At 41.1% G+C, this 1,471-nt stretch carries 1 protein-coding gene; it reads left to right on the top strand.

Annotated features, from left to right (window positions below):
* Positions 1-96: 96 nt before the first annotated feature.
* On the top strand, positions 97-1,425 hold the full coding sequence (locus ACFQZT_RS32240) for an IS3 family transposase (RefSeq protein WP_379307061.1): 1,329 nt from the start codon (positions 97-99) through the stop codon (positions 1,423-1,425).
* Positions 1,426-1,471 lie beyond the last annotated feature (46 nt).

Genomic DNA, 1,471 nt, shown 5'->3' with positions numbered 1-1,471 from the left:
AGACTGGTACCCATAGACTGGACACTTTGAAAAAAGTGTTCGGTCTATGGGTACCTTTTTTTGTATACTAGAGTAAGCATCGGAGGGGTTTATATCATGTCTAAGAAAATCTTTAGTGAAAAAGACCAAATGAATTTATCAACGAATAAATACGTGATCAGAATAAGCGACAAAGCAATTACCTATGCTGATGAATTTAAGCAGGTGTTCATCGATCAATACTTGGCAGGTAAACCCCCAAGAGAAATCTTTGAAGATAACGGGTTTGATGTAAACATAATTGGAAAACAACGTGTAAAACAATGTGCTGAACGTTGGAGGAAAGCATATGAAAAAGACGGAGTTATTGGACTAGCGGACTCCCGTAAGGAATCTTCTGGACGTCCTCTAAAGCGTGAACTAACGCAGGATGAAGTGATTGCAAGACAGGAAGCAAAAATTAAACTCCTTGAGTCTCAGGTGGAACTGTTAAAAAAGCTAGACACGAAAGAAAGGTTGCTGGTAGTAAACGGGAAAAGTCTAAGTAAGAATATGTTATTTGAGCTTATTAAAGAGACTGTGGATCAGGGTTTAGGACGCATGACGCGCTATCTATGCGATCTACTTAACGTATCCCGTTCTGGATACTATAACTACATACAAGCCGCAGGTACACGCCTAGAGCGGTCTCTTTCTGATGTCAAAGCTGGAGAACTTATCAAGAAAGCATTCCATAGAAAAGGCTTTAAAAAGGGTTCTCGTTCTATTAAGATGACACTTGAGAACGAGTTTGACGTAATCTACAACCTGAAGAGAATCCGCAGGCTTATGAAGAAATTTGACCTCGTTTGTCCACATAGAAAACCAAATCCATACAAACATATGGCCAAGGCGACTCAGGAACATCGAACACTTCCCAACAGCTTAGAGAGGGATTTTAGAAAAGGTGTTCCAGGGCTTGCGTTGCTCACCGACATCACCTACCTACCGTATGGCCGCTCAGAGACGGCTTATTTGTCGACCATACTAGATGCCTCAACAGGAGAAATTCTCTCTTATAACCTATCCAATCGCCTTACACTAGACATTGCTACTGATACGATTGACGCACTCGTAAAGCAAAAACGGCTGAAGCTGCACAAGGATGCGTTTATCCATTCGGATCAAGGGAGTCATTATACGAGTCCCAAATACCAAGCCCTTTTAAAGCAAAAAGGGTTAGGTCAATCCATGTCTAGACGAGGAAATTGTTGGGACAATGCACCACAGGAGTCGTTTTTCGGCCACATGAAAGACCATGTTGACCATCGCAGTGCCTCATCATTACAAGAACTACAACGTATGATTGACCGTTATATCCGCTACTACAATAATAATAGATATCAATGGGGATTAAAAAAGATGACCCCTGTACAATACAGGAATCATCTATTATTGGCTTCCTAAAGTTCTTAGAACAACCTCTTTTTTAAGTGTCCTTGACAAAGGGTCC

The organism is Paenibacillus sp. GCM10027628, from assembly GCF_042676385.1.
Classification (GTDB): Bacteria; Bacillota; Bacilli; order Paenibacillales; family NBRC-103111; genus Paenibacillus_E.
This window is presented reverse-complemented; position numbering and strand designations above follow the sequence as displayed.